The organism is Sphingomonas faeni (genome assembly GCF_040407505.1).
GTDB lineage: Bacteria > Pseudomonadota > Alphaproteobacteria > Sphingomonadales > Sphingomonadaceae > Sphingomonas > Sphingomonas faeni_E.
In genome coordinates, this window is sequence record NZ_JAPZPQ010000002.1 from 738302 (window position 1) to 758880 (window position 20579).

General features: G+C 65.6%; 16 protein-coding genes and 1 riboswitch. Of the genes, 9 read left to right on the forward strand and 7 right to left on the reverse strand.

Annotation, left to right across the window (positions count from 1 at the left end):
* Positions 1-6 precede the first annotated feature (6 nt).
* On the forward strand, positions 7-1497 hold the full coding sequence (locus O6X71_RS09970; protein ID WP_353465707.1) for a tryptophan halogenase family protein: 1491 nt from the start codon (positions 7-9) through the stop codon (positions 1495-1497).
* Positions 1490-2533: an SMP-30/gluconolactonase/LRE family protein gene (locus O6X71_RS09975; protein ID WP_353465708.1), complete on the forward strand. Its 1044-nt coding sequence runs from the start codon at positions 1490-1492 to the stop codon at positions 2531-2533. Before O6X71_RS09970 ends, O6X71_RS09975 begins: the two co-directional genes overlap by 8 nt.
* Before the next feature lie 139 nt (positions 2534-2672).
* Here the strand turns inward: O6X71_RS09975 and O6X71_RS09980 are convergent, their stop codons facing one another.
* The 3 genes from O6X71_RS09980 to O6X71_RS09990 form a co-directional block, all read right to left on the reverse strand.
* Positions 2673-5702 (reverse strand): TonB-dependent receptor plug domain-containing protein, encoded by a 3030-nt coding sequence (locus tag O6X71_RS09980; protein ID WP_353465709.1) that lies wholly within the window; start codon positions 5700-5702, stop codon positions 2673-2675.
* 132 nt (positions 5703-5834) lie between these two features.
* Entirely contained in the window at positions 5835-6548 is a 714-nt protein-coding gene (locus O6X71_RS09985; RefSeq protein ID WP_353465710.1) for a FadR/GntR family transcriptional regulator, read from the reverse strand.
* A complete protein-coding gene (locus O6X71_RS09990) occupies positions 6538-7884 on the reverse strand; it encodes a GntP family permease (RefSeq protein WP_435368471.1) in 1347 nt (448 codons plus the stop codon). The genes O6X71_RS09985 and O6X71_RS09990 overlap by 11 nt, the downstream gene beginning before the upstream one ends.
* Before the next feature lie 285 nt (positions 7885-8169).
* Between O6X71_RS09990 and O6X71_RS09995 the strand changes: the two genes are divergently transcribed.
* Both O6X71_RS09995 and O6X71_RS10000 read left to right on the forward strand, forming a co-directional pair.
* Positions 8170-8427, forward strand: coding sequence for a helix-turn-helix domain-containing protein (locus tag O6X71_RS09995; protein ID WP_353465712.1), 258 nt, complete (start codon positions 8170-8172; stop codon positions 8425-8427).
* Positions 8428-8651: 224 nt separating this feature from the next.
* Entirely contained in the window at positions 8652-11666 is a 3015-nt protein-coding gene (locus O6X71_RS10000; RefSeq protein ID WP_353465713.1) for a glycosyl hydrolase family 28-related protein, read from the forward strand.
* A gap of 17 nt (positions 11667-11683) precedes the next feature.
* Here O6X71_RS10000 and O6X71_RS10005 read toward each other — a convergent pair whose 3' ends face one another.
* The 4 genes from O6X71_RS10005 to O6X71_RS10020 form a co-directional block, all read right to left on the reverse strand.
* The gene (locus O6X71_RS10005) at positions 11684-12889 is read right to left on the reverse strand and encodes an MFS transporter (protein ID WP_353465714.1); all 1206 of its coding nucleotides are present in this window, start codon (positions 12887-12889) and stop codon (positions 11684-11686) included.
* A 97-nt stretch (positions 12890-12986) separates the two neighbouring features.
* Positions 12987-14414, reverse strand: a complete 1428-nt coding sequence (locus tag O6X71_RS10010; RefSeq protein ID WP_353465715.1) for a deoxyribodipyrimidine photo-lyase — start codon at positions 14412-14414, stop codon at positions 12987-12989.
* Between the two features lie 110 nt (positions 14415-14524).
* Entirely contained in the window at positions 14525-14656 is a 132-nt protein-coding gene (locus O6X71_RS10015) for a hypothetical protein (protein ID WP_353465716.1), read from the reverse strand.
* Between the two features lie 138 nt (positions 14657-14794).
* Entirely contained in the window at positions 14795-15196 is a 402-nt protein-coding gene (locus O6X71_RS10020; RefSeq protein ID WP_353465717.1) for a GNAT family N-acetyltransferase, read from the reverse strand.
* Positions 15197-15381: 185 nt separating this feature from the next.
* Between O6X71_RS10020 and O6X71_RS10025 the strand changes: the two genes are divergently transcribed.
* The 5 genes from O6X71_RS10025 to O6X71_RS10045 all read left to right on the forward strand — a co-directional run bounded on the left by O6X71_RS10025 (position 15382) and on the right by O6X71_RS10045 (position 20557).
* Positions 15382-15717 (forward strand): hypothetical protein, encoded by a 336-nt coding sequence (locus O6X71_RS10025; protein ID WP_353465718.1) that lies wholly within the window; start codon positions 15382-15384, stop codon positions 15715-15717.
* Positions 15718-16016: 299 nt separating this feature from the next.
* A riboswitch (TPP riboswitch) is annotated at positions 16017-16126 on the forward strand.
* Positions 16127-16179: 53 nt separating this feature from the next.
* Positions 16180-18489: a TonB-dependent receptor gene (locus O6X71_RS10030; RefSeq protein WP_353465719.1), complete on the forward strand. Its 2310-nt coding sequence runs from the start codon at positions 16180-16182 to the stop codon at positions 18487-18489.
* A 1-nt stretch (position 18490) separates the two neighbouring features.
* Entirely contained in the window at positions 18491-19624 is a 1134-nt protein-coding gene (locus tag O6X71_RS10035) for a phosphotransferase enzyme family protein (protein WP_353465720.1), read from the forward strand.
* The gene (gene pnuC, locus O6X71_RS10040; RefSeq protein ID WP_353465721.1) at positions 19621-20178 is read left to right on the forward strand and encodes a nicotinamide riboside transporter PnuC; all 558 of its coding nucleotides are present in this window, start codon (positions 19621-19623) and stop codon (positions 20176-20178) included. Before O6X71_RS10035 ends, pnuC begins: the two co-directional genes overlap by 4 nt.
* 22 nt (positions 20179-20200) lie before the next feature.
* Complete coding sequence (locus tag O6X71_RS10045; protein ID WP_353465722.1) at positions 20201-20557, forward strand: hypothetical protein; 357 nt, start codon at positions 20201-20203, stop codon at positions 20555-20557.
* Positions 20558-20579 lie beyond the last annotated feature (22 nt).

Sequence of the window (20579 nt, forward strand, 5' to 3'; positions counted from 1 at the left end):
ATGGTCATGACGGACACACAGCGGAGCCGCGTCGTGATCGCGGGCGGTGGCACCACCGGCTGGCTCGCCGCTGCCGCAATCGCGCAGCAACTCTGCGCGCTAGTCGACGTCACGCTGGTCGAATCCGAAGAGATCGGCACGATCGGCGTCGGCGAATCGACCATCCCGACGGCCCGCGCGTTCCACCGCCTGATCGGGATCGACGAGCAGCACTTCATGGCCGAGACCGGCGCCACCTTCAAACTCGGCATATCGTTCGAGAACTGGGCGCGGATCGGCGATCGCTACATCCACGCGTTCGGCGAGACCGGCCAGTCGACCTGGATGGGCGCGTTCCACCATTTCTGGCTCCAGGCGCGCGAAGACGGTTTTGGCGGCGACCTGGGCGACTATTGCCTCGAACTCCAGGCCGCGCAGGCGGAGCGGTTCGCGATCGGCGGCAACGTGCCCGAGCTGAGCTACGCCTATCACCTCGACGCGGGCCGCTATGCGCGACACCTGCGGACCGTCGCCGAGGGGGCAGGCGCGCGCCGCATCGAAGGGTTCATCGACCGCGTCGAACAGGATGGCGAGAGCGGTGACATAACCGCGCTTGTGCTGCGCTCGGGGGAGCGGATCGAGGGCGACCTGTTCATCGACTGCACCGGGTTCCGCGCGATGCTGATCGGCCAGACGCTCGGGTCGCCGTTCGAGAATTGGCGGCACTGGTTGCCGACCGACAGCGCGGTCGTCACGCAGACGCGCTCGGTCGGCCCGGCGGTGCCGTACACGCGCGCGATCGCGCACGGTGCGGGGTGGCGCTGGCAGATCCCGCTCCAGCACCGCGTCGGCAACGGACTCGTCTATGACAGCCGCCATCTCTCCGCGGACGAGGCGCATGCGCAATTGCTCGCCGAAGTCGAAGGCGAAGTCCTGTTCGATCCACGCCTGATCCGCTTCCAGCCCGGCCGCCGCCAGGACGTATGGCGCGGCAATTGCGTGGCATTGGGGCTAGCGGGTGGGTTCGTCGAACCGCTCGAATCCACCGCGATCCACCTCGCGATGATCGGCATAACGCGCTTGCTCCAGGTGTTCCCGTTCGGCGGCCATCACGCGGCGACGGCCAAACGCTTCAACGAACAGGCAGCGGCCGATATCGAACGGATCCGCGACTTCATCGTGCTCCACTACGTACTGACCGAGCGTGACGACACCGCGTTCTGGAATGCATGCCGGACGATGGATATCCCCGAGACGCTGAGCGACCGGATCGCGTTGTTTCGCGAAAGCGGTATGGCGTATCAGGACGGCGAGGAGATATTCCGCGTCGCCTCCTGGGCGCAGGTCATGACCGGCCAGCGGCTGTCTGCCCGCCAGCATCACCGGATGGGCCGGATCATGGGTGAGCCGCGCCTGCGACAGGTCCTGGGGGACATGAAGACGACTATCGCCAAGCAAGTCGCGGTCCTGCCGACGCATCAGGACTTCCTGCATAGCTATTGCCCCGCCGATGTTTGAGCGGATCGCCAACGATGCGTTCCGGCCGGGACGTCGCGACATCCTGCTTGGTGCGGCGGCTATGGTCGCCGCGCCTGCTTTTGGTGCGAGCCCCGCTGCCGAGCCGCGCATCCAGCGGATGTCACCCGCGTTCGACCGGATGGTCGCGCCCGGCACGCGGGTCGAGACGATCGCGACTGGCATCCGCTGGGCGGAGGGCCCGGTGTGGGTCGAGGCCGGAAAGTATCTGCTGTTCTCCGACCCACCCGCCAACATCGTTCGTCGCTGGCGCAAGGGTGGCCCCGCCGTGGCGTTCCTCGATCCGTCGGGGGCAGGGGGCACCGATCCGAAGCTTATCCGCGAGCCGGGTGCGAACGGACTGACGCTCGACCGCGAGGGCCGGTTGTTGATCGCGAACAGCGGCGGTCGGTCGATCGACCGGGTAAACCTGGTCACGCGGCGGCGCGAGACGGTCGTCGATCGCTACCAGGGAAAGCGGTTCAACAGCCCGAACGACATGCACGTTGCGCGTGATGGGACGCTCTACTTCACCGATCCGCCGTACGGGCTGACCGAAGGCGATACGTCGCCGCTGAAGGAACTGGCGGTGAACGGCGTCTATCGGCTGCGGCCCGGCGGTACGGTCGAACTGCTGGAGGGAGGCCTGACCCGACCGAACGGCATCGCGCTATCGCCTGACGAAACGCGACTTTACGTGTCGGTGTCGGATGAAACCGCGCCGCGGATCATGGTCTACGACCTCGATGCGAAAGGTGTGCGCAACGCGCGGGTGCTGCTGGATGCCACGGCGATGAAGGCGCGGGGCGGGGCAGGGCTGCCCGACGGCATGAAGGTTGCGCATGACGGGACGCTCGTTTGCTCGGTGCCCGGCGGGATGATGTTCATGACGCCCGGTGCGGAGCCTCTCGCGTTGGTGACGACCGGTGCGCCGATCGCCAACTGCGCATTCGGCGAGCGGGGGCGGGCGCTGTACATGACCGCCAACGACCGCGTTCTGCGCCTGCCGCTACGTCCGGGTTGGCAAGGCGAGGGCTGATCGATCTTCGTTCGACACGGACCGTTCAGCCCTTCGCCGTGCGGGGTTTTACGACCGGCACGAGTTAAATATTCGCGATTTTAAATGGTCTTGGAACGGTGCGCTCCCCCGGCAGCGGCCGCTGCCGGGGGATAAGCGATCAGAACCGGGCGCGAACGCCTACGCGGTAGATGCGGCCCAGCGTGTCGTACAGCGCCGGGTTCACGTCGAGCCCGGTATTGGTCTGCGGGGCGGGCGCCGGATCGTGATCGAACAGATTGTCGACCTTGAAGAACATGCTGGCCTGCTTGGTCACGTTCACCGATCCGCCGAGGTCGATGTAAAAGGCACCCTTCATCTTATTATAGTCGATGGTCGGGTGGTTGGCGGTCGAGACCGGACAAGCGCTGGTGCAGACGACATATTGGTTGCCGAACACCCCGTCCGAGAACCAGCGTTCCTGCAGGTTGATGCTGAAGACGTCGTTGTCGTAGCTCTGCGTCGCCAGCCACTTCCAGTCCGGCGTGTTGCCATTGTTGGCCCCGGCCTGGTCGACCACGTCAACGCCGGCGATCCCGGCGTCGACGAGGAACTCCTTCACGTGCGTCCCGAGCACGCGGAGCGTGAAGTTGCCGGGGATGCCGAGTGGCTTCTTCCACTGATAGCTCGCCTCGATGTCGAACCCGCTGGTCTTCCACGATGCCAGATTGAACGGCTGGACGTTGATGAAATTGCCGCCTTGGGTCGGGCTGTTCAGTACGAAGCCGCCGCAGAATGCCTGATTGCCCTCGAAGCAGAAGCGGACGATCTGGTCGGGCGACAATGTCGAGACGACGCCGTCGAGCTTGATCTTGTAATAGTCGAACGACAGGCCGAGACCCGGTGCCCATGATGGGTGCGACAGGACGATACCAACCTCGGTATTGCGCGCGATTTCCGGCTTCAGATCGGGGTTGCCGACGGTGTTCTGGAACGCCTGCACACCGCTGCCGGAAAAGGGATTGGTAAAGTTCGGCAACGTAGTGACGGTCGGTGCGGCGAACAGTTCGGACAGGTTCGGCGCACGGACGTCGCGTGACGTGACGGCGCGCAACCGGATGCCGTCGAGCGGCGTATCCCAGGTGCCGCCGGCCTTCCACGCCCAGACCGTACCCGACGTGCTGTAATGCGTCACGCGACCCGCGCCGTTGAGGTTGGCGCGACCGATGGCTTCGCTGTTGAACAAGGGCAGGTTGAGTTCGAGGAATCCCTCATACACCTCGTACTTGCCGCGGCCGTTCTTGTAGTTGCCGGCCGCCCAGTTGCTGCCCAGCGCGGAATTCAACAGCGGATCGGCGGGATAGGCCGTGCTGTTCGGGCTGAGTGCGGTGACGCCCGCACCATAGGGGTCGCCGTGGACGCGGTAGAATTCGCGACGATACTCGCCACCGAAGGCAACCGACAACGGGCCGGCCCACAGATTGAGCGGCTCGCCCGAGAAGTTGAGGCTGGCCACGTCCTGCGTCAGCTTGGTGCGCTGGAGCGGGCCGTTGGCAGGCGTGACATAGGCGAGCGCCGATGCCGATGGCACCGCACCGCCGAAGATGTTGATAGGCTGGCACCCGGCGGCCCGCGCGACCGGATCGGCGCAGACGATCGCGCCGTTCAGCGTGATCGCGTTGGTCGCAGCGACATAGCGGGGCTGCAACACGGTGTTGTCGACATCGATCGCCGCCTTTGTGATGCCGTGCTCGTAATAGGCATCGTAGGTCCACGGCGTGCCGCCGATGTCGAACTTGCCCTTCAGCCCGCCGACGAAGCGGTATTGGCGACGATCCGTCTGGACCAGCGGATCGGGGAAGTTGCCGTTGCTGGTACCGAAGTTGAACTGCGTGATGTTGGCGGTGGCGCAGCGATCGCGGACCAACTGCGGCAGGAAGGGGTTGGCGCACTGCACGGTCAGGTTCGGGCGGTTATACCCCGGGCTCGGCTGGTTGCTGGTCTTTACCTGCGCGACGTTGACGGTGACATAGGCCTCGTTGTTCTCGGCAAAGTCGAAGCCGATCCGCCCGAAGCCGTTGAGCCGTTCCAGCGAGGATTTGAGCGATGCGCCCGAACCCGGCGCACCAGACAGGTCGCCGCCGACGCAGAAGCTGTTGGCGGGGAAGCAGTTGGTGACCCCGCCGGTGCCGGTCGGACGACCGTTCGAGCCATAGTTGAAATTATACGGCGCGCCGTTCTGGTCGAACGCGATGCCCTGCAACGGGCCGTTGTTGATCAGGCCGTAGCGCGCATATTGATAGGGCTGGGCATAGTCGCGGTAGTTGAACTGCGGCAGGCCGTTGTTGGTCTGTCCGGTATTGACGAGCGTGGTCGCACGGTACCAGTCGCGACCCTTGGCGAGGTCGGTGCCGAAATCGCCCGGGCCGACGCCGTCCTCGTCGTCATATTCGCCGCTGACGATCAGGTGCAGCTTGTCGCCGAACAGCGACGTGCCGAACGCCGCCTGGACCAGGCCCTGCTTGTCGTCGCCATAATTGGTGATGCCGCCCTGAACGTTCGCCTTGAAGCCCTTGAAGCGCGTGTCGGTGATGAAGTTGACCACGCCGCCGACCGCGTCCGAGCCGTAGGAGGCCGATGCGCCACCCGTGACGACGTCGACGCGCTTGACCAGCAACTGCGGGAACATGCTGATGTCGGGCACGCCTGACACGTTGGCGCCGACGACGCGCTGGCCATCGAGCAGTGTCAGCGTACGGATCGGGCCGAGGCCACGCAGCGAGAAGGAGCTCAGCCCCTGCGTGCCGCTGGACGTGCTGAACGTGCCGGTCGAGGCGCCGGTCGAGCCCTGGAGCGACGGCAACTGCGCGACCGCGTTGAAGATGTTGGGCTGCGCGTTCTTGAGAATCTGGTCCTCGCCGATCACGGTCGTCGGCGTCGGCGCGTTGTAGCCACTCGAGACGATGCGCGACCCCGTGACGACGATGTCCCTGTCCGGCGCGGCCTGATCTTCGGCGGCGGTCTGCGGGGTCAGCGTCTGAGGCGGCGCTGCCGGATCGGCCGATTGGGTCGAGGAGGGGATGTCGGACGGGGTGCGCGCAGTCTGAGCTGTAACGGGGGAACACAGCAACGCAGTCGCCAGCACGACCATGCTGGTGACGTTAACATTTGAGATCTTGCTTAATCGCCGACCGCGCGTGACCTTGTGCATCCGTCCGTCCCCATTTTGCACGTTGCGCATACCGTGGTCCGGCTTGGCGACGTGTCGTTGTGGGCACACTCTACAATAGTCTGGGTGCGTTAACATCTACGACTATGGTCGCAAGCGGTGCCCCGAGCACCGTCACGGCATAAGGCGCTTGCGCCCCTGCGACAGGTGCCAGCGCATCGCCAGCGCGGCGCCGTCGGCATCCTGCGCGCGGATCGCCTCGACGATCGCGTCGTGCTCGTCCATCATCGCCTTAATCACCTCGGGTGCGCGCGACCGCGATATGTCCACGCCCGCGCGCAAGATCCGCATCACCGCATCCTGAAGATGATCGAAGACCGGCAGGAACGCGGCATTGGCGGTCGCCTCGGCGATCGCGCGGTGCAGCACCCAGTCCTCGTCATGCGCCGGCGCGTTCGACAGCAACGCGGTCCGCAAGGCCTCCAGCGCGTGTTCTATCGCGTCCATCTGGTGGCGCGATCGGCGTTGTGCCGCGAGCCGTGCCGCCTCCGCCTCCAGTACGAAGCGGACTTCGTAGGTGCCTAGCGTCGCCGCGATGTCGGCCATCGGCATGTGCGACCCGAGCCGCTCCGACGGGCGCCGCTTGACGTAGGATCCCGCGCCGCGCCTGGCCTGCGTGATGCCGTCGGACGCGAGCCTCGCCAGCGCCTCGCGGACGATCGTGCGCGACATGCCGAACATCGTGGCGAGCTTGTCCTCGGCGGGAAGCCGGTCGCCGACCGCGAGCTTCTCGTCGAGGATGATCTGGACGATCGCGGTATAGGCGCGGTCCGCCAGGCGGATTCCGTTCGGGAGCGGTTTCAAGGGTTCGGCGGCGTCAGACGACATGGCTGAGCGCCAGGACGAACGCGAGGCCGACCACCGAGATCGACGTCTCCAGCATCGACCAGGTGCGGAACGTATCCGCGGTGCTGGTGCCGACATAGCTTTTAACGAGCCAGAAGCCGGGATCGTTGACGTGGCTGAAGAACACGGAGCCCGCGCCGATCGCCAGCACGACGAGTTCGGGGGACACGCCGGAACTTGCGACGACGCCCGGCATGATGCCGACCGCGGTGATCGTCGCGACCGTCGCGGAGCCGGCGGCAAGGCGTATGCCGACCGCGACCAGCCAGCCGAGCACCAGCGGCGAGATCGAATACATCAGCACCGTGCGCGCGAGCAGATCGGACAGGCCTGCGGTCACCAGCACCTGCTTCAACGCGCCGCCCGCGCCGATCGCGAGCAGGATCGCACCCGCGGCCCCCATCGTCTCGTGCCACAACGCGTTCTGGATCGCAGCCTCACGAAGCCGCCGGCCGAACAGCAGCGGGAGCGCGATCAGGTTGGTCAGCAACAGCGCGACCACAGGGTTGCTCGCGGCGACGAGCCATGCGGTTCCTTTCATGCCCGGGATCATCTGTCCCAGCTCTCCGGTCGCAATCATCAGCACCGGCAGGAGCACGATCAACAGCGACCACAGCCGCGGCGGCGGGGCGATGCCGAGCCCTGGATCATGCAACACCGGCGCTTCCAACCGCACGCCGCGCGTGGTGAACTTCGCGAGCAGCGGACCGGAGATGATCGCCGTCGGAATGGCGATCGCGATGCCGTACAGCATCGTCTTGCCGAGGTTGGCGCCCAATGCCTCAACCGCGAGCAGGGGGCCGGGATGGGGGGGGACCAGCGCATGGACCACGCCGAGCCCTGCCAGCGCCGGCATAATCAGCCGGAGCTTTGCCGCATCGCGTTCTGCGCCGTCCTTGCCGGTCATTTCCTCGGCGGCCGCGACGACGATCGGCAGGAGCAGGACGAGGCCGGTCTCGAAGAACAGCGGAAGCCCGACGATGATCGCGATACCGAGCGTCGCCCATGGAGCGGCCTGCTTGCCGGTCAACTGCAACGCGCCTTTGGCAAGCGACGCAGCCGCGCCCGACAGATGCAGCATCGCGCCCAACGACAGGCCGAGCGCAACGACCAGCCCCGTGCCGCCGATGATGTCGCCTACCCCCTTCTGCACCGCCTTGGCGACGTCGGGGAGGGGAAGTCCGGCGAGCAGGCCGACTGTGAACGCGCCGCACAACAGACCGATAAAGGGGTGGAGTCGACCGCGAACGATCATCAGGACGGCAAGGAATATCCCCGCGAGTGCGGCGATCACCAACCGCATGTCTGGGCTGATCATTGACACGCGGGCCACAGTCGCGTGCGCTCGTCCAGTGCTGGTGACATCACGCCCCTCCCGATAGTCAGCGGCGCGTTCGCCTGCCGAATTGATTGTATATCTGTACGACAGGTCTTTTCGATCTGACAACAAAAAAGGCTTGATTGCGTCCGATCGCACGGCCCATAGTCAAAACCTGTCCAACCGAATCCGCGTAACGGATCACTGGATCAACAGCGACAGCCACCGCGTCTCGGCCGCCCATCGGCCGCTACGACTTCGGCCGGCGCACAGGGAGGGATGACCATGGAACGGCCCGGATACGATACGCACCAACCTTCGGTCGCGACCACGGCCGTGACGTGCGCCGCGTCGCCGCGCCTGACGCCGACGCAGATCAGGGTCCTTCGCGGGGTCCATTCGGGTCTGCTCAACAAGCAGATCGCCTTCGATCTGGGCATCGCCGAGGCTACCGTGAAGGTTCACATGACCGCCCTGATGCGCAAGCTGAACGTTCGAAACCGGACGCAGGCCGCGATCGTCGCGCAGACGCTGGCGATCTGAGTCCCCCCCTTTCGATCCTCCCCCGCCAGGGGGAGGTGGCGCCGAAGGCGACGGAGGGGGAGGACACGGAACATCGGTTTCCCTTTCCTCCCCTTCCGTCTGGCAAAAGCCAGCCACCTCCCCCTTGCGGGGGAGGATCAAGGGCTCCGAATACGACCTTCGTCGCAGATGAAGCGGGCCTCCACGAACGGTAGGACTGCTGTCCTGATAACGGGAGACGGACGATGGTTGCGAAATGGCTGCTCTGCGGAACGGCGCTTCTTGTCGCTAGCCCGGCTTTCGCAAAGACCGTGGCGCCGGCCGGGTCGATCTCGGTCTATCTCAGCCAGCCCAATGATCCGCGCGCGATCACCGTCAAAGGCGTCGGCGACGGCCGCGCGGACGACAGCGCGGCGATCCAGCAGGCGATCGACGCGGCGGCGGCTGGTGGCCATGGCGGCGTCGTGTTCCTGCCGTCGGGACGCTACCGGATCACCCGCACGATCTTCATCCGGTCCGCCGTCCGTGTCTTCGGCGTCGGCGCGACTCGCCCCGAGATCGTCCTCGCCGACAACAGCGCGGGCTTCGGGTCCGGCGTGGCGGCGATGGTCAGCTTCACCGGCGAGGATCAGTACCGCGTCGGCAAGGCTCCCGTACCGCCGCGTACCAGTGTGCCCTTCGACCCAGCGATCTTCGACGCAACCTCGAGCACCTTCTATTCCACGCTGTCCAACGTCGATTTCCGGATCGGCGACGGCAATGCCGGCGCGGTCGCGGTACGTTTCCGCGTCGCGCAGCATGGCTATCTGCGGCACATCGACTTCCACATCGGCTCGGGTCTTGCCGGCGTCTATCAGGCGGGCAACGAGTTCGAGAATCTGCGCTTCTTTGGCGGTCGCTACGGCATCATGTCGGAGAAGACCTCGCCCGCGTGGCAGTTCACATTGCTCGATTCGGAGTTCCAGGGTCAGCGCGACGCGGCGATCCGCGAGCATGAGGTCGACCTGACCCTGGTCAACGTCGCGATCCGCGATACGCCGGTCGGCATCGAGATCGACCGCGGTTATTCGGATTCATTCTGGGGCAAGGACGTCCGGTTCGAGAACGTGTCGCAGGCGGGCATCGTCGTCTCGGCGGAGAACAGCGTTTTCACGCAGATCGGTTTCGACAATGCGGTCGCGAGCAACACGCCGACCTTTGCGCGCTTCCGCGACAGCGGTAAGACCGTCGCGGCGGCGGGGCCGACTTACCGGGTCGCCGACTTTTCCTACGGTCTGAAGCTGGCGGGACTCGGTACGATCGGCGAATATGCGACCGACGTCTCGATAGCGCCGCTGACACGCCTTCCCGCTCGACGCGCGCCGGCGATCCGGGCCATGCCGGCCGTGCGCGAATGGGCGAACGTGCATGATTTGGGTGTCAAAGGTGACGATACCACCGACGATACTGTGGCATTGCAGCGCGCGATTGATACGCACCGTGTGCTGTATCTCCCGGTCGGTCGCTACCGCGTCACCGACACGCTGAAGCTGCGGCCCGACAGCGTGCTGATCTCGCTGCACCCGAGCTTGACGCATCTCTATCTCCCCGACGAGACGCCCGCGTACATGGGCGTCGGCGGACCAAAGGCGCTGGTGGAGAGCGCGAAGGGCGGCAGCGCGATCGTCTCCGGCCTCGGGCTGTGGACCGGCGGCGTGAACCCTCGCGCGACCGCGCTTCTCTGGAAGGCCGGCGAGGGGTCGATGGTCAACGACGTCAAGATCCAGGGCGGCGGCGGCACCGTGTTGACCAAGGGCAGCCCGATCGGATTCGGCGATCCGCGCGCGCGCTTCGATGGGCAGCATCCCAGCATCTGGGTGACCGATGGCGGCGGCGGTACGTTTGCGGCGATCTGGTCGCCGAACACGCTGGCCTCGGCGGGCTTCCACGTCTCGAACACCAAGACCCCCGGCCACGTCTACGAACTGTCGGCCGAGCACCATTATCGCGCCGAGATCGTCCTCGATAACGTCGAGAACTGGGAATTCCTCGCGCCGCAGACCGAGCAGGAAGTGCGCGACGGCGTCGACGCGATTTCCACCGAGATTCGCAATTCGCGCAATATCCTGTTCGCCAATTACCACAGCTACCGCGTGACGCGGTCGATCAAGCCGATGGACGCGGCGGTAAAGCTCTACAATTCCGGCGAGATCCGTTTCCGCAACGTCCACGTGAACGCCGAAAGCGGGTTCGCGAGCTGCGACGCAAAGGGCTGCGGCACCTATCTGCGCGCGAGCAAATTTCCGTTCGAGAACACGATCAAGGACATGACGCGCGGGCAGGAAGTGCGCGAACTCGAATTCGCCAAGCTCGACGTGCCGGCCGCATCGGCGACGGCAATCCGAACCCCGATACCGCTCACGCCCGCCGTCGAGAAGCTGGCCGACGGTTTCTATTCGATCGCCGGCGGTGCGGTCGATGCGCACGGCAAGCTGTACTTCATCGATCGCCGCTTCCAGCGGATCCATGGCTGGTCGAAGACCGAAGGCCTGTCGATCGTCGCGGAAGCGCCGCTCGACGCGGTGAACCTCGTGGTCGACAAGTCGGGCGATCTGCTGGTGCTGTCGTCGGCCGGGCGAGACGGGACCGTCTACAGCATCGATCCGACCAAGCCGGCTGACGTCAAGGTCATCGCACCGACCCCAGCCAAGGCGCGGCGCGGTGCGGCGACGGTGCTGCCCGTCAACGTCTGGGCGAATGGCGAGTTTGCGGATCGGATCGATCCCGCGACGTACCAATATCCACCGCTCGCCGATTTCTTCGCCAACAAGATGGGTGAGGCGAAGGCGCAGGAATATGTCTCGCCCGACGGTTCGCTGGTGCTGCCGGCGTTCCGCGTGTGGAACCAGGGGCCGGACGATCATCAGGGTTGGCGCTGGTCCGATACGCTCGACTCCTATGGGTTCGTCACGGCGCCCCCCGGCGAACGAGTAGTGCTGACCAACGGGTCGGAGAACCGCACGTATAGCGGTCTGGTCGGCGACAATGGCCGGGTGACGGACCTCAAGGTCGTCGCACCACGCGGCGGCGAGAGCGCGACGCGTGATGCGGCCGGCAACCTGTACGTCGCCAATGGACAGGTGTTCGTCTATCGGCCGGACGGCTCGCTGTTACGCCGTATCGACGTCCCGGAACGTCCGCTGCAACTCGTCATCGGTGGCGCCGATCATCGTACGCTGTTCATCCTGGCGCACCACGCACTCTACTCTATCGGACTGTAAGCGCGTCGGGCGATCGGTCAGATCGCCCGCTTGCGCCGAACCATGCTGACCGTCTGGATCAGCGTCGCCAGCGCGGTCAGCACGATGCCGAGCATGGCCACGCCGAACCAGCCGGCCGCGGCCCAGGCCTGCGTCGCCGCGGCGGACCCGACCGCGCCGCCCAGGAACATGCCGCCCATGAAAATGGTGTTGAGCCGCGCCCGTGCCTCGGGGCGCAACGCGTAGACAATGTGCTGGTTGGAGACGAGCGCGCTCTGGACGGCGAAATCGAGTACGATGACACCGACGACCATGCCTGTGATCGACGTCCACACGCCGAACAGGATCCACGATACCAGTGTCAGCGCGGCGCCGAGCGCGATCACCGTGTGCGGGCCCTTGCGATCCGCGTAGCGCCCGGCGATCGGTGCGGCGAAGATGCCGACTGCGCCGACGATGCCGAACAGGCCCGCGACGTCGGCGCCCAGCGCATAGCGCGGCTCCTGAAGTCGGAGCGCGAGGATCGTCCAGAACGCGGTGAATGCGGCGAAGATCAGCGACTGGGTGACGGTCGCCAGCCGCAATGCGCCGAACTCGCGCCATAGCCCGACGAGCGAGCGGAGGAGGCCGCCATAGGACAGTGTGGCGGCTGGCTGGCTGCGGGGCAGCTTGATCGCCATCCAGAGGCCGACCGCGAGCGCCATCGGCACGCCGAGCCAGAACATCTCGCGCCAGCCGGCATGCGTGGCGACGAAGCCGGCGAGTGTCCGGCTCAGCAATATGCCGCACAACAGGCCCGACATGACCGTGCCGACGGTCGCCCCGCGGCGGTCCGGGGCGGCGAGGTTGGCGGCTAGCGGGACGATCTGCTGCGCGACCGTGGAGGCGATGCCGACCAGAAGCGAGGCAGCCACGACGAGTCCAGCGGTGGGCGCGATCGCGGCGGCGACCAGCGCGGCGGCGAGAACCGCGAACTGGATCACGATCAGGCGCTTGCGCTCGATCAGGTCGCCGAGCGGCACGAGGAAGAACAGCCCGGCGGCATACCCCAACTGCGTCGCGGTGGGGATCAGGGTGGACACCTTGCCCGGCAGATCCCTCTCGATCACGCCGAGCATCGGCTGGTTGTAATAGATGTTGGCGACCGCGACGCCGGCAGCGGCGGCCATCGCGAACGTCACGCTGCTGGTCAGGACATAGCCCGTCGTACGAGGTTCCGGGCGGTCTTGCGCGGTCGATGTCATGGTCAATTCCGGTGTACGGCGCTGCGCCTGACGGGCGCGCCTTGCTTGCAGGTGAAAGGGTCGGGCTGTCGGTAGCGGGCGGCGACGCGCGCTCGGGTTAGATGGGCAGTTCGCCCGTAAGGTAAAGTGCGGACGGCAGGCTCGATGGTAGCGTAGGTTCGGGCGCGGTACGCGTCGCAGCGGCGTGAAGCCACTCGGGGCCACCGTCGCGGTGCCGGGTAGAGCCATCCGACCGCGTCGGCACCTTGCCATAGATCGGCGGACCGTCCCGGCCGGGCGATCCTGCGCCGAACGACGCCGCCATGTTGCCGTAGGTCGACGGATCGCGCCCGTCGAGACTGAGCCGGTCGTTCAGGTAACAGGCGGTCGCCCACGCGGTCTCGGGATCGGGCGTCAGGGCGATGATCCGCTTGGCCCAGTACATGCGCAGGTTGTTGTGCATCCAGCCGTCGATCAGGAACTGGCGCTGGCACGCGTTCCAGGTCTCGTCGCGGGTGGTTCCGTTGAGCAGGTCGGCAAGCGTTTCCACTTCCGGACGCGGGTCGGAAGCGTGCGCTGCGAGCGTTTCGCGGGCCCATTCCGAGACGCGGTCGTAATGCTCGGGCGAGGGAAGCGCGCGAGCCTGGTAGTGGAACCACTCGCGCCATGTCAGCAGTTCGTCGGCGAATTTGGTCTTGGCGGCGGCGGGTGCGTCGGCGGCTTCGACGGTGGCCATGACTTCGCGCGGGCCGATCACGCCGAAATGCAGATAGGGCGAGAGCATGCTGGCACCGACCGGCTTGGTCGCATCGTTGCGGGTCGTCGCATAGGTCGGCAGCACAATGTCCATCAGCCGTTCGAGCTTGCTTAGCGCACCGTCGCGACCGGACGGGAAGTCCGGACTGAGCGCAAGCGAATGATCGATCGCTGCGCCAGCGACCAGACGGTCAAGGTCCGCATCGCTGCATGACTCAAGTCGATCCGATGTGAAGGGCAGGGGGCCGTCATACGCGGCAACGCCCGCCTGAGGGTCGTCGGTCGCCAGCCAATCCGCACGCACCGCCTCGTGCTTGCGTCGAAACGCGGTGGTCGAGCCGATGCCGTCGCCGAGCAGCGCGGGGGGTACCAGGCATGCGGCGTTGACCGCGAACATCGCGACTTCGGTGCGGGCGGCGACACGGTCCGACTGCCAGCGCGCGACGAAGGTCGGCTGGTCCTCAACGAACACCGCGGCGCTGTCGGCGGCCAGACGATAGACGAGGCCCTTCTCGCGCGCGTCGTCGCGGTCGACATGCTGGACGCAGGCAAGACCGCGCTGGCGACAGTCTCGCGCCAGATCGCGGCTTGCGCCGAGAATGAACCGGTGCAGGCGATCGGACGCGTAGGGGTAGTCTTCGCGCAGCCCGTGATAGACGAGGACCGGCAGGCCGAGATCGTTGCCGAGACGGATCGCCGCGTCGATCACCGGATTGTCCCGCGCCCGCAACGCCTGTTGCAGCCAGCAGAGGACGTATCGCCCGCGTGGTCGGACTTCGGCTGCGTTCATCCGACGAACGCGAGGCGCCTCCGGCCAGGATTGTAGCGACGGGACGTTCGAAGCTTGCGGGAACTGCGTTACCATTGTCGCCCAACACGCAGGCTTCGCTCTACGATCCCTTAAGGTCGTGAGTATGCCATCGCATCGAGCGCTTCGGAGATCAGCGCGGCGACGACGGTCTGGCCAAGTGCGGCCGCCTCCACCAAGGCATCTTCAAGGTGCTCGCGAAGCCGTTGATCGGGATTTAGCATCCGTTGGGGCATATCCGAATATACCGACCGCAACGTTTGACTACAGAAGTCGTCTCTTCAACTAGTCCCGCAAAAGTAACGTTTCGGCCCTAATCCTAAAGCAGTATCGCTACCCTACGCTGCTGCCGGTCTCTCGACTCATAAATCGCGGTAGTAAAAGATCTCTGGTTCGTCTGCCGGGCGTAAGCCGACGATCTGCCCTGCCGGTTGCCAGTTGGTAAGCCTCAGAAGCCCGACCGCTGCGCTGTTGTCGGCACCGGTCGAAATAAAAACCCGGCCGTTCAAGATCGAATTCAGTTCGGCTATCAACGATTGGGCGATGCCGTGGCGGCGATAGTCGGGATCGACGACCAGTTTGTTGACATAGTCGTTGCCGATGCACCCGCCGGTCTGCCAGGCGATATAGCCTGCGATGACGCCCTCCACTTCGGCGACCAGCATGCGGCGCTCGACGATCTCCGCGATCCGGTCTCCGGGAAAGGAATCGAACGCCATCAACCGGGACAGGTCATAGGGTTCGGCGGCTCGGATCGCGGTCATGCTCTCTCCCTGCTGCAACCGATCGCTGGGTCCAGGTCGGCGGCCTGAAGGGCAGAACGGACATTCCGGCAGGAAGTCTCACGAGTTGCTCTAGATCATAGAGATTCCTGGTACGTTCCTGCTCCGAGCGTCGGCCGTGCGCGAACGAGTTGCCTGGACCGTGTTCGCGCGGATAAGCTGGCATTATGGAAAACATCGCACCGCAGCTCGACCTGTTCACCCGCCTCGAAATCGCGATCGAGGAACGCAACGAGGCCGCCGAAGCCTTCGACGTCTTCAAGCAGGATGCCGTAATGGCACACGCTCCGGCCGCTGGAGCGGAGCCGGCCGTGACGAGCGAGGACGCCGCCGATGCCGCCGCGGGCGAGGTCGACGACTTCAACGCCGAGGTGAACGCGCTGTTGCAGGGCGCGACGGACGCGGAGCTTGCCGGCGCGTACGACCAGTCGGGTGGCGAGGTCGGCAACCCGGTGGCTGAGGCGCTGCTGGGCGAGATCAAGCGTCGCGAGGGGCGCGCCTGACCGTCCGACGACGCCGTTCGCCGAGACATTTCACGGCGCGTTGAGTCTAAATGCCGCGCTGCAACGTATTTGTCATACCGTTGTGGCGTTGGCGCTCCCTTGTCGACCCGGACGGTGCTCGTTGATCGAGCTGTCGAGGCGGTCGGCCTACCTTGTTTTCACAGCATGTTTTCTGGGTATGCCGGCCGCTGCGCGCCGTTCTTGGGGAGGGGCCTGACGTTCGCCAGCGCGCGGCGTGCGGCACTCCAGCCAGATCAACGCGATAGCGCTTTCCACCGCCCGCCCAACCGCCTAAGCGGCAAGTATCCCCGGGGGGCCGCTGATGTGCGGCTGAGAGGTGGGCAACAGCCCATGACCCGCTGAACCTGATCCGGCTTATACCGGCGTAGGGAGGGTCTGCGGCTGGCCCGTCGTCCCTCCGATTGGAGTGGACGTGACGTTTTTTAATGCTGGTTTTTCGTTGTGACGCGCCCGTTTATAGCGCGTGGTCGCCCTGCTTTCCGGGTAGCGCTGACCCTTTCGGCGAGCCTTGCTGCATCCTCTGCAAGCGCGCAGGTCGTGTCCGAGCCGGTCGAACCCACGGAAATTCGTGTGGTCGGCAAGCAGGACCCGGCAGGTTTGCTCCCGGACCAGAAGGTACCGCGCGCGCAGAGTGCGATCTCCGCCGACTTCATCGTCAAGCAGGCGCCCACGCTCAACGCGTTTCAGTTGGTGACGCTGCTGCCCGGCGCGAACGTCGCGTCGAGCGACCCGTACGGCCTGTCGACGAGTTCGAGCCTCACGTTGCGCGGTCTCGGCCAGGACGAGATCGGCGTGCTGATGGAAGGCGCGCCGCAGAACGACATCGGCTATTACTACGCCTATCCGTCGCAGTTCGCCGACCCGGAGAATTTGAAGCGTATCTCGCTCGCGCAGGGCTCGGTTGATATCGACTCACCCACGCTCGGCGGCGCGGGCGGGCTGTTGTCGCTGGCGCTCGACGATCCCAAGGCTCGCCCCGGTGCACTCGTCGACCTGTCGCTTGGTAGCTACGCGGCGCGGCGTGGGTTCTTCCGCGTCGATAGCGGGACGATCGGCAACACCGGGCTGAAGGCGTTCCTGTCCTATTCGAACACTCGCGCCGACAATTGGCGAGGTGCCGGTTTCGACACGCGCCAGCATATCGACGCCAAGCTGCTCAACGAATGGGGCGCCGGCAACCGCGCCAGCCTTGCGTTGTCGTACAACGATGCGAACTCGTCGAGCTATCCGAGTCCGACGCTCGCCGAATGGAACGCGCAGGGCCGCGACTTCAACTACGACAAGCGCTACATGGCGGGGAACACTAACTATTGGCGCCTGTACCGCGCGCCGTTCCGCAATCTCTACGCCTCCGCGCCGGTGCACCTAGTGCTGACCGATCGGCTGGCGCTCGACACCACCACCTATCTCCAGTTCGGCTACGGCAACTCGCCCTACGGGACGCAGCTGACCACGGAAGGGAATTTCCTCGGCACTGAGGAACTGGCACAGCCGATTGCGCTGCCCGGTGCGGTCGACGGCGTCGCGACCGTGCTTGGCAATTACACCGGCGACCAGATGCGGACCGGCAACGTCAGCAAGCTCACCTTCAAGACTGGCGTCCACACGCTCACGGCGGGGCTCTGGTTCGACTACGGCACCGACCGCGTCACGCAGTCCTACACCTCGATAGACGCCGATGGGCAGTCGTTCGACCGCTGGGGCTATCGTTCGAAGGCGATCCGCACCGCCGATGGCCGCCTGCTCGCCTATGAGAACCAGCGCACCGTCACCGTGACAAAGGGCTTCTTCGTCGCCGACAGCATCGCGCTGACGCCGCGGCTGACGATCGATGCCGGGTTCAAGGGCGTCAACGTCCTGCGCAATGGCCACAATTACCTGCCCGGACCGCAGGACAAGGTGCGCAACGACAGCTTTGCCGCCTTGCCGCGTGCCGCGATCCACTACCGGATCGACGATCGCCAGCAGCTGTTCGCCAACATCACCACCAACTTCCGCACGCCGAACGAGTTCACGCTCTACAACAGCTATTACGGCGGCGAAGTGGTCGTGCAGGGGACGAACGCGCTCAAGAACGAATATTCGGTGTCGCAGGAGATCGGCTACCGCTTCATCGGTGAACAGCTCTCCGCGTCGGTGACCGGCTTCCACTACAAGTTCCGCAACCGCCAGCTCGCGACCGTGCTCGACCAGGGCGGCGCGCAGGTCAACGCGACGCTCAACGCCGGCGGGCAGACCTCGTACGGTGTCGATGCGGAGATCGACTACCGCCCGGTCGCGGGTGTCAGCCTGTACCTCTCGGGCGAATACCTGCACGCGCGGATCGACGACGACTTGCCGGTCGGCGCGGACTTCCTGCCGACCAGGGGCAAGGACGCGGTATCCAGCCCCACCGTCCAGTTCGGCGCAGGCGGGATCTACGACGACGGGCGTTTCTTCGGCAGCGTCGCGTCGAAATATATCGGCCGGCAATATGCGAGCTTCATGAACGACGAGCGCATCAAGGGCTATGCGACGCTCGACCTGTCGGTCGGCATGCACCTCGCCGACTGGCTCGACGGCAAGCGAACCGACCTGCGCGTCAACGCGATCAATGTCACCGATCCGCATGTCCTCGCCGGCGTGCAGTCGGTCAGCACCAACGCGCGAGACACGCTCGGCCGTAACGGCACGGTCATCGCCGGCGCGCCGCCCGCTTATTATATCGGCAGCGGCGCGGCGGTCATGGCGACGATCTCGCGGGCGTTCTGACGTGGCGTCGCAGCTGAAGCATCTCGTCCACGGCATGGGCACGACACTGGAGGCGCCGACTTGGCCCGCCATCGCTGCGGACGAGGCCGATGCGGTGCTGGCGCATGTTCCGGCGGCGGGGCGGATGACCGGGCTACACTGGCATTCCCCGCGCCCCTTCTCCGCCGCGACGCTGGTGCACACGACGAACGGCGCGTTCCTGTTGAAGCGCCACCATCAACGAGTCCGCACGGTCGAAGGGCTTGCCGAGGAACACGCGTTCATCGTGCATCTCGCGGGTGCGGGCGTGTCGGTGCCCGAAGTGATGGCGACCGCACAAGGGGCGAGCGCCGTCGCGATCGGTCCGTGGTCGTACGAACTGCACCGCCAGGCGCCGGGGGAGGATCTGTATCGCGACCGGCTGTCGTGGACGCCGTTCCTATCGCTCGACCATGCCCATGCCGCCGGCATGGCGCTGGCGGAACTGCACGTCGCGGCGCGCGGGTTCGATGCGCCAGCGCGACGACGACAACCCTTGGTTTCGAGTTTCACGATACTCCCTGCCGCCGATCCGCTGATCGCGGCGCGCGCGTATGTCGCCTCCCGCCCTGCGCTGGCCGCGTTCCTCGCGGACCGGCCGTGGCAGGCGCAACTCGCGCGATTGTTCGAGCAGGCCAATAGCGACCTGTCGTCGCTTCTCGCTAAACAGACGCCGTTGTGGACGCACAACGACTGGCATCCTTCTAACCTTCTCTGGACGCGAGCGGGCGCGGTGCGGACCGTGTTCGACTTCGGGTTGGCGGATCGCACGAACGCCGTTCACGACATCGCGACGGCGATCGAGCGGACGGCGGTGCGGTGGCTGGATCTGGGGCAGGGGGCTGACGATGCGATCGCCGATCCCGAGACGGCGCTGGCGCTGATGGCGGGCTATGCCGAAGTCTTACCGCTGAGCCATGAGGAGATCGCCGCGATCGTGTCGCTGTTGCCGCTGGTCCATGTCGAATTCGCGCTGTCGGAGGCCGATTATTTCACCGCCGTCGTGGCGGACACCGCGTCCGCCGCCATGGCTTGGGATGATTATCTGATCGACCATGCGGCGTGGTTCTTCTCGCCTCCGGGCCAGGACTTCCTGCGTCGGATCGCTCAGTCATGACGCCGCTCGAGATCATCGCGGTCGTCGTCGGTTTTGCTGGGATATGGCTGACCGCGAAGCGCAACATGCTGTGCTGGCCGGTCAATTTCGTCGCCTGTGCGCTCTACTTCAAGCTGTTCCTCGACGTGCGGTTGTACGCGGACATGGTGCTCCAGGCGTTGTTCGCGATTGCGATCGTCTATGGCTGGCTTGCCTGGGTGCGCGGCAAGGACGATAGCGGCGATGTCGTCGTCGAACCGTTGCGGCCATCGCGTGCGCTCGCCGGTCTCGGCGCGGGCGCGGTCGGGGCGTTCGTGATCGGCTGGTTCATGAGCCGTTACACCGACGCGGCATTGCCATGGGCCGACGCGACGCTCAGCAGCTTCAGTCTGGTCGCGCAATATTGGGTCGCGCGACGTCATGCAGCGAACTGGCTGCTGTGGATCGCGGTCGACGTCCTGTATGTCGGGATGTTCGCATATAAGGGGCTCATGCTCACTGCCGGCCTGTACGCGGCGATGGTCGTGCTGGCCGTGATCGGATATCGGCGCTGGCAGGCGCGCTCCACCGGCTAGCGCGCGAAACGGAGATCGAGCGTTGGCGGACAAAAAGGACTGGGACGGCGACGCGGTCCGCAAATGGCTGGACGCACGGGGGATTGCCGCACGCTCCGAGCAGGTCGTCGCCGAGCGCGGTGGCCGTGAACTGCAGGACGACTGCGACAAGGCATCGGCCGAGGAGATGGTCTGTGCGCTGATGAGCCGGAAGGGCGTGGCGGATAGCCAGGCCGCTTTCGGCGCAGCACTTGCCGCATTACTCGACCGCGACGAATATATCTGGCGCGGCGTCTACAACGATACGCGCTTCGACCGACACGTGCGGTCCTACGCCAGAAAGCTGGTCAAGATGGCGAAGACGAATACCGGGTTCGAGAACGTCGCACATTATCAATAGGCATCGATGAGGCGGCCCGCTC

Excerpts from the sequence above, each read along its gene's own strand:
- O6X71_RS09980 (WP_353465709.1), bottom strand. The coding sequence starts at position 5,702 with ATGCACAAGGTCACGCGCGGTCGGCGATTAAGCAAGATCTCAAATGTT.
- O6X71_RS09970 (WP_353465707.1), top strand. The coding sequence starts at position 7 with ATGACGGACACACAGCGGAGCCGCGTCGTGATCGCGGGCGGTGGCACC.
- O6X71_RS10010 (WP_353465715.1), bottom strand. The coding sequence starts at position 14,414 with ATGAACGCAGCCGAAGTCCGACCACGCGGGCGATACGTCCTCTGCTGG.
- O6X71_RS09990 (WP_435368471.1), bottom strand. The coding sequence starts at position 7,884 with ATGATCAGCCCAGACATGCGGTTGGTGATCGCCGCACTCGCGGGGATA.
- O6X71_RS10020 (WP_353465717.1), bottom strand. The coding sequence starts at position 15,196 with ATGACCGCGATCCGAGCCGCCGAACCCTATGACCTGTCCCGGTTGATG.
- pnuC (WP_353465721.1), top strand. The coding sequence starts at position 19,621 with ATGACGCCGCTCGAGATCATCGCGGTCGTCGTCGGTTTTGCTGGGATA.
- O6X71_RS10005 (WP_353465714.1), bottom strand. The coding sequence starts at position 12,889 with ATGACATCGACCGCGCAAGACCGCCCGGAACCTCGTACGACGGGCTAT.
- O6X71_RS09975 (WP_353465708.1), top strand. The coding sequence starts at position 1,490 with ATGTTTGAGCGGATCGCCAACGATGCGTTCCGGCCGGGACGTCGCGAC.
- O6X71_RS09995 (WP_353465712.1), top strand. The coding sequence starts at position 8,170 with ATGGAACGGCCCGGATACGATACGCACCAACCTTCGGTCGCGACCACG.
- O6X71_RS09985 (WP_353465710.1), bottom strand. The coding sequence starts at position 6,548 with ATGTCGTCTGACGCCGCCGAACCCTTGAAACCGCTCCCGAACGGAATC.
- O6X71_RS10000 (WP_353465713.1), top strand. The coding sequence starts at position 8,652 with ATGGTTGCGAAATGGCTGCTCTGCGGAACGGCGCTTCTTGTCGCTAGC.
- O6X71_RS10025 (WP_353465718.1), top strand. The coding sequence starts at position 15,382 with ATGGAAAACATCGCACCGCAGCTCGACCTGTTCACCCGCCTCGAAATC.
- O6X71_RS10015 (WP_353465716.1), bottom strand. The coding sequence starts at position 14,656 with ATGCTAAATCCCGATCAACGGCTTCGCGAGCACCTTGAAGATGCCTTG.